The following is a 7,800-nucleotide window of genomic DNA, read 5'->3' on the forward strand; positions in this document are numbered from 1 at the left end:
GGTCCCGAAATCAAAGGCAAGTCATTCTCCCCCGTTCGTAGTAACGACTTTAGTCGTTTCCGGGTCCCGAAATCAAAGGCAAGTCATTCTCCCCCGTTCGTAGTAACGACTTTAGTCGTTTCCGGGTCCCGAAATCAAATTTCAGAAATCAGTGGGAGTTTGAACCCTCACAGATCTTGCAGAAGAGAACGACTGAAGTCGTTACTACGAACTAAGAGAACGACTGAAGTCGTTACTACGAACTAAGAAAGAAACGACTGAAGTCGTTACTACGAACTAAGAAAGAAACGACTGAAGTCGTTACTACGAACTAAGAGAACGACTGAAGTCGTTACTACGAACTGGGGAAGAAACGACTGAAGTCGTTACTACGAACTGGGGATAACGACTGAAGTTGTAAGGTTGAAATTCTTGGAAATTGATTTACCAAGGACTGCCGATTAGGGTGAAGGCGGACCAATAATAGGGATGGGTTAAATCCGATTGAGAGAGATGCGCGATCGCCTCGGGTAAGGGAATTTCCTGATTAGCCGTATAAAGGATACCATTCTCTACTCGAATTTGCCCTTGAATCATGGCAATTTGGGTTTGCCGGAGGGCTTCTGCTTTGATGGGGGCCTGACTTAAATGGTGATAAAATTCACTCATTAACCCAAAGGTTCCTTCATCAGAAACATACCATAAACTAGCTAGGGCAGTTTTAGCGCCTGCTTGGACTGCTAACCCGGCAAATCCTAATTCCGCTTGTTCATCCCCCACCGCAGTTCGACAGGCGGAGAGGACGAGCAATTCTAATGGGGGGTCGTTAAACCCAAGTTCTCGAATTTCATCCATTTTTAGCTTCCGGTCCCACAGTTGAATATAGGAATTGCTGAGTTTTCCCGACTGAAATTCCCCGTGAGTTGCCAGATGAACGATGGAATATTGATGAGTATTTCGTTCTCGTTTCAGGGTTTCTAAGGTGAACAATTCATTGACAAAACCTTGCCCTTTCCGCACTTTTGTGGTAATCATTTCCACTTCTAAGGGAACGGCGGGTAAGGGGTCTAATTCTGTAAATTCAGAGGCTCCCATTGCTAAGACTTCCCGAGTTTTAATGTCCGCATATCGGGTATCGGTTAAACTTAAGGAAGGCATTAGTCCCACGCTGTATTTTTCCACGAGGAATTGATTGCCATCATGGAGGGCCGCGAGGGGAAGACCCCTCAATCCGCTATCCATGATAAAGGCTAAATTTTGAATATTTTGGGCTTTTAACTCTTCTTCGATGGGGGCAATTATCCAGTTATAAAGCTGTTGGGCGCTGGTTAAATAACGGTTGCGGCGAATTCCCGTGGCGGTAATTTCTCCCCGAAAAGCATTAGCGGTTTTGATGATTTCGGCGCGACTGGTGTTAGGAATTCGTTTGGGAATGGGTTGTCCGTCTGCGGTGACAATGAGGATTTCTAGTTGGTCCTGGTCCCGATCGCCCTCTAAACTGATGGGGGCAAACCTGACATAAATTAAGGCGGGTTTCACGCCGGTTTCTGCTTCGATATTCCCCATCATGGTTTGCGCTTGGGATAAGGAAACAATTTGTCCCGGTGAAATCCCATGATGCTGACTAAAGCTATCGCTAAAGATTTGTTCCATTGCCCCCATGCCGGTATCAATATTTTGGGCAATGGATTCCCGAACATTACCCAAAGCAGGTCCTTGATTTCCTTCGCTGCCATTGCGTGCGATCGCCGATCGCACGGTTTCAGTTATGCCTTGTGGGATCAGAAACACCGGCGGTTCTCCGGCAGATTGCCCGGGGGTTTCTGTAAACAGAGGCGTTACAGCTTCCGGGGTGGTGAGGGTCGGTTCCACCTCTGGGGAAGGGGGTACAATCTCCTCAGAGGCGATCTCAATCGTCTCGATGGTTGCCGGGGCGATCGCAGGCGGTTCAATGGTGGGGGTACTCACCGGGGTTGTTGCTTCGGCAGTCGCTTCAACGGCAACAGGGATGGATGCTTCCTCTGGGGATGCTTCTGCGGTGGGTTCCCCTGCTGCTGGGGTTTCCGATGCTACTTCCCCTGCTGCCTCTGTTGCAGATCCCAAGGGTTGTATATCGGTGGGCCCAGGTGTAATGGTCTGGGTTGAAATTGCTTCTGTGGCGGGAGGGAGTTCCTCCTGTGGCAGTTCCTCTGAAGGTACTTCTGTCGGTGGTACTTCTGCCGGTGGTACTTCTGCCGGTGGTACTTCTTCGATGGGTTCTTCTGCCGGTGGTACTTCTTCGATGGGTTCTTCTGCCGGTGGTACTTCTTCGATGGGTTCTTCGGGCGGTATCACTTCCCCCGTTACCACGGTAATATTTCCGCGAGTCACGGGACCGAGGAAGGATTCTCCTAAAGTGAGAGTTTCGCTGCCGGTGGTAATCACCCCTGCCGTCCCGTTACTACTATTATCCCCAATCACCAAGGGGATTTCCAGGTCCCCTCCCCCATGATTGAGGGAAATGGAACCGCCGCCTTGTCCCCCTGCCGAGGAAATACTGGCGGTTTGTCCGTTGCGATCGCGAAAGGTATTCATCGCCCGGAAAAACTGTCCGGTTTGGATAAAGATATCTCCCCCAGTCCCGGAATTGCCCCCTTGGGCATTAATATATCCGACTTGTGTATCATTTTCCGGGTCAATAAAGACATTCCCGCCACTGCCGATACTGCCGTTCGAGTCAATGTTACCCACAGAGATGCGATCGCGGGCAATGATCCGGATATTTCCCCCGGTTTGTCCCGTGGAAATCAAGTCACCGGCGAGGGTTGCGGCATTCGGCGCTTCAATGGCGACTGCGCCTCCGGTTCCATTGGGATTGGAACTATTCAAGTTCCCGGCATTGGTATCCCCAGTATTATTAATCACCCGAATTGCACCGCCGGATGTGGTAATATTTCCCACAGTTAGCTGATTATTGCCGGTAACCGTGACATTCCCTCCCGTTGTGGTGATGTTTCCACCCAGTTGAATCTGATTGGCGGAAATCCCCACGGTATTGGCGTTAATTGGCGCAGTTGCCGTAACCGATCTGGCATTGCTGACTTGGAATTGTGCGAGGGGAATTTGAGAACCGACTGCTTGGTTCAGGGTAATGCCGCCTCCTGCACTTAGACTCAAATTAATGGGTGAAGTGAGACTATCCACCCGTCCATTGAACTGAATATTCCCATTTTGGGAGGCGATCGCTGTGTTATCAATCAGGCGGAGGTTACTATTCAGGATAATATCCCCGAGGGCGCGAAGTCCCGAGGATAAACGGATTGTATTGCCCGTGGCAGTCGTCCCCCCCAAGGGTTCAGTTCCGCCCACTGCCCCTAACCATTCCACATTCCCAGTCCCTGCTTGGAGGGTGAGTTGGTGAGGTCCGTTTACGGTTCGTTCAAAGGTGATTGTACCCTCACCGGGCCCTGTATTCAGGGTGACATCAGCAGCGAGTTTGACATTGCCATCGAAGACGATATCGGTGCCATCGGTTTCGATTCCATTCCTGAGTTCAATCTCGTTGGCAAAGAAGGTAAAATCAGCCCCCAACCGCCCGCGTAACAGTCCTAACAAGGAGATAATTCCGTTGCCGCTTTGGAAGAAAAAGGACTGGTTAGAAAGGGTGAGAGGGGCGATCGCAATTAACCCGGTACTATCAATCCGCCCGATGGTAATTTGGGTAAATCCCGGTTGAAATAGATTGAGTTCGGCGAGGGAGAGGTTTAGGGCATTATTGCTAAGGGTTCCGCCAATTTGAATATTGCGATCGCTAGAACCGGGGGATAAAAATACTAACCCAGTCCCACTAATTGCCCCACCAAACTGCATCTCGTTGGCGGTTAGACTCAGATTGCCTGTACCGGCGTTGAGGGTGTTATTAAAGGAAAGACTGCCGGTTCCAGCAGAGATTGTGGGGTTTCCTGTAAAGCTAACGGGGCTATTAAAACTGATATTTTGGTTGGCAGTGGTGAGATTATTTCCCAAAATTACGGGTCCGGTTCCGGTTTGGGAAAATAAACCGGAAAGATTCAGTAATCCAGCAAGGTTGAGGGTTCCGCTATTGTTAATCCCTAGGGTTCCTCCGGCAGTTGTATTAACAGTATTCAGGGTGATGTTGCTGCCGGTGAGATTGATTCCTCCGCTACCCACGTTTAAATTAGCAGTGTCCAGGATTCCCCCGGCGATCGTGAGTTGAGTTAAGGGGAAAATACTCCCAACGGGTTGAGTTAATTGCACATTTCCGGTTCCTGCTGTCAGGGTGAGGGGAAACGTTCCATCTACTGTGCCGGTGACGTTAATCGGACCATTGCCAGTCCGGGTATCGATGGTGACGGGGGATGCCACAGTAGTTGGTGCATTCACGGTTACCCCATTGACTCCCTGGGTGGTAATATTGCCGGTGAGTTGGGCCCGGTTGGTGCTATTCACTGTGAGGGAGGAGACGGGGATGATATTTCCCATCGCTGGGAGGGTGACTGTCCCATTTCCGGAAGTCAGGGTGAGGGGAAAATTGCCATTGACTGCACCTGTTAAGGCGATTGTACCATTTCCGGTACTACTATTAAGGGTAACGGGTCCAGTTAAGTTAATCCCTCCAGTTCCGGCGATCGCCATGCCATTAGGACCATTGGTGGTAATCGCATTTCCGAGGGTAACAATCCCTCCGCTATTCACACTTAAGGAAGATAACGGGGTAATATTTCCCACCTCCCCCGATAAACTAACGGTCCCATTGGTGGAACTCACCGTCAGGGGTTGTGCGCCATTTGCCCCCGCCAAGGTAATGTCGCCATTTCCCGATTGAATGGTGGTGGGAACCGTTAAGGATAAATTAGTGCCAGAAATCGCCCCATTGCCATCCCCACGCCCAATGGTGAGGGCAGTGAATCCCTGAAATGCACCTAAATCTGCCGCCGTAATATCTAATGTTTCCTCGCCGATTTCTGTAGCATTGCCCAAGGCAATTGGGGTATTCAGGTTAGCGGGTTGCAGGGTGAGCAATCCGCTTCCGGTAACGGTTCCACCAAAGCTGAGTTCATCCCCGGTTAAGGTGAGGTCGCCTGGGATGAGTACATTATCTCCATACACTTGCCCCATCGATTCAGTGGTGGTGACATTCCCCGTGAGTTGGGTCGTCCCCCCGGCATCCGTCGTCAGACTGGCAGCGTTAATGGGTCCGCCAAACTCGGTAATCCCGGTACTCTTCACCATCACATCCCTAATGGGGTTGTTGACCCCGCCAATGGCCCCGGTAATACTAATATTCCCCATTCCTGCATCTAAAATGAGGGATTGATTCCCATTCACCAGTCCGGTGAGGGTAATTGGACCATTGCCTGAAGTGAGGGTAATGGGATTGAATCCCAAGATGACATTTCCCTCCATAATGGGATTGAATCCCAGGGTGACATCTCCCTGAATGGCGATCGCTTGGTTCACCGTAGTGAGGTCAGAATTGAGGGTGGTGGGACCGATTAGGGTGATTGAACCCTCACCGACTGCCTCAATTGGACTATTGACCGTAATCGTACCATTGGGCGATCGCACCGTCAGAGGCGCATCAATCGGAGTCTCAAAACTATCCAGAGTCACGGTCCCGCTTCCATCCGCCCGTCCAATCGTAATCGAATCAAACCCCCAATTCAGGTTTTCGAGTTGGAACGGATTCAAGGTTAAAGTATCGAGGACATCCCCTGCGTCATTAATCGCAATATCCGTATTTGGGGTACTCGGTTGCAGCAGTAAAATTCCCCCATTGTTATCATTATTATTTTGCTGCCCTTCCCCTGGTGGTGGGGGTAACTCTATCAGATTCCCCGTTAGTTCAACATCCCCCCCATTGTTGAGTTCCGAACTACGAGAATTTAAACCGCTTCTGATACTTAAACTCGTCGCAGCATTCACTACAACATTCCCACCTGTACCCGCAATTCCATCTACAGATTCAGCATTCGATCGAATGGTAAAGGTATTCACACTCCCGTTCACGGACTCTACCAAAATCTCCCCACCATTGCCCGCATTATTCGCGGGAACACCGGGCTGTACTATGGAAGAAGAATCCAGGAGCCCCACCACTATATTTCCCGTTGTACTTCTGAGGGTAATCGCCCCCCCGTCCCCCGCCGCAGAGTCTACTAACAAGACATTGAGCACTGAGCTAGTATTGATTGCATCCAGGTTAATATCCCCTGTCGCCGTTACTGTAACCGCACCCCCATTACCCAGGAATGCGCTACCCTCTACCAGATTCGTCCCCGAGTAGAGTGTCCCCCCCGTAATGCTGCCGTTCGTTGCAGTGGTTGCAGTTAAAGTAATTGCACCCCCATTACTGGAACCGAAACCGAGTCCCGTATTGATATTTCCAACGATTATATTTGCGCCAGAAATGGATAAATTTCTCCCACTTGCCGAGATAGAGTTGGTCGGATTCATAGAAAAATCACCCACACCATTGCCATCAGCATCTGCCACAAAGGAAATAGAACCCGTTCCGGGTTGAAACCTCAGTTCCGGTCCAAACCCCACCAACTCCTGAATCGTTATATTATTGGTTGCCTCTAAAATAACATTCGCGTTTCCGGGTAAATCTTGTAGAGCCTTTCTGGAAATTGTATAGGTTTCTCCAACACCCTCTTCTGCAAACACTTCTCCTAGTTGGTTTCCCGGAGTGGGAACATCGGCATTCAGTTCGTTATCATTCGCCCCGGGTTGAAAAAATTCTCCCCCAGCATTGTCACTATTGCTAATAATAATATCTGTTGGGTCAAGGAGTAATGTGCCTAAACTGCCATTAGGCGCACTTAGATCCACTGTCCCCCGAAAAATCAGGGTTTCCTTGCCCGATACTTCTACAAATCCACCATTCTGTGGTTCATCCGTTGCCTGGACCCCGCCGCGAGCATTGATTGTACCTAAAAATGTGTTAGTATCATCGGCCCAAATAATCACGCGACCCCCATCTCCCTGGGATAGGGCATCTGCCGAAATAATCGAATCTCGACTCACAAAGGTATTCGAGGCATTGGGAACCGGACCTTCACCCTGATATTCACCGCCCACCAGGACCGTACCACCCCCATTCATGCCTGAAGCGTCTATATTGGCATTGACAAGCGCAACCCGATCGCCTAATACCTGGACTGTCCCCCCCGATTCTCCCGTGACATTAATATTACCGGAAGCAACAGCATCCCCAGATTCCACCGGAACCCTGGAGTGAGAACCCGTGAGGGCAATTGTACCATCGGGATTCACCTGCACCTGATTGGCGTGACTCACCCCACTCCCGGTTAAAAGTTCCGGCAAACTCAGGGGGGTGAGTTGGGAGGTGAGAGGATTTCCTGCAGAGGGAGTCACTTCTAAACTTAGCACATGATTCGGTTGAGAAATTCTAACGCGACTCTCTCCTGGAACTGCGGCAACCGTAATATTTCCCCCAGGAGAAACAAGCGTACCGGCATTGAGGACCGTTCCTCCCAATAGGGTTAAATTCTGTCCCGGTGATAGAGTTAAGTTGCCTAAATTGGCAATCACTCCCGGTGGGGAACTATCAAAGGCAAATTGACTGGGGGTTCCGACTAAATTACCCCAGTTATTTTCTCCCACTGCCTGAAACCAATCATTCCCAAACCCAATTGCGGTGGCAGTAGTTGCGGTAAATGAAGCGGGGACATTTAAGGAAGCATTGGGACCGAATAAAATTCCGGCTGGATTCATTAAAAATAGATTGGAATTTCCCCCGGTGATTTGAATGAGTCCATTAATAATGGAAGCATCTCCACCCGTGACTCGTCCGAG

1 protein-coding gene is annotated in these 7,800 nt (G+C 50.0%); it reads right to left on the reverse strand.

The genetic code is table 11. From position 1 onward, the window contains the following. Window positions 1-423: 423 nt before the first annotated feature. On the reverse strand, window positions 424-7,800 hold a 7,377-nt coding region (locus NG795_RS25870; protein WP_367291484.1), incomplete at its 5' end, for a CHAT domain-containing protein.

It is taken from the genome of Laspinema palackyanum D2c (assembly GCF_025370875.1).
GTDB classification, from domain to species: domain Bacteria; phylum Cyanobacteriota; class Cyanobacteriia; order Cyanobacteriales; family Laspinemataceae; genus Laspinema; species Laspinema palackyanum.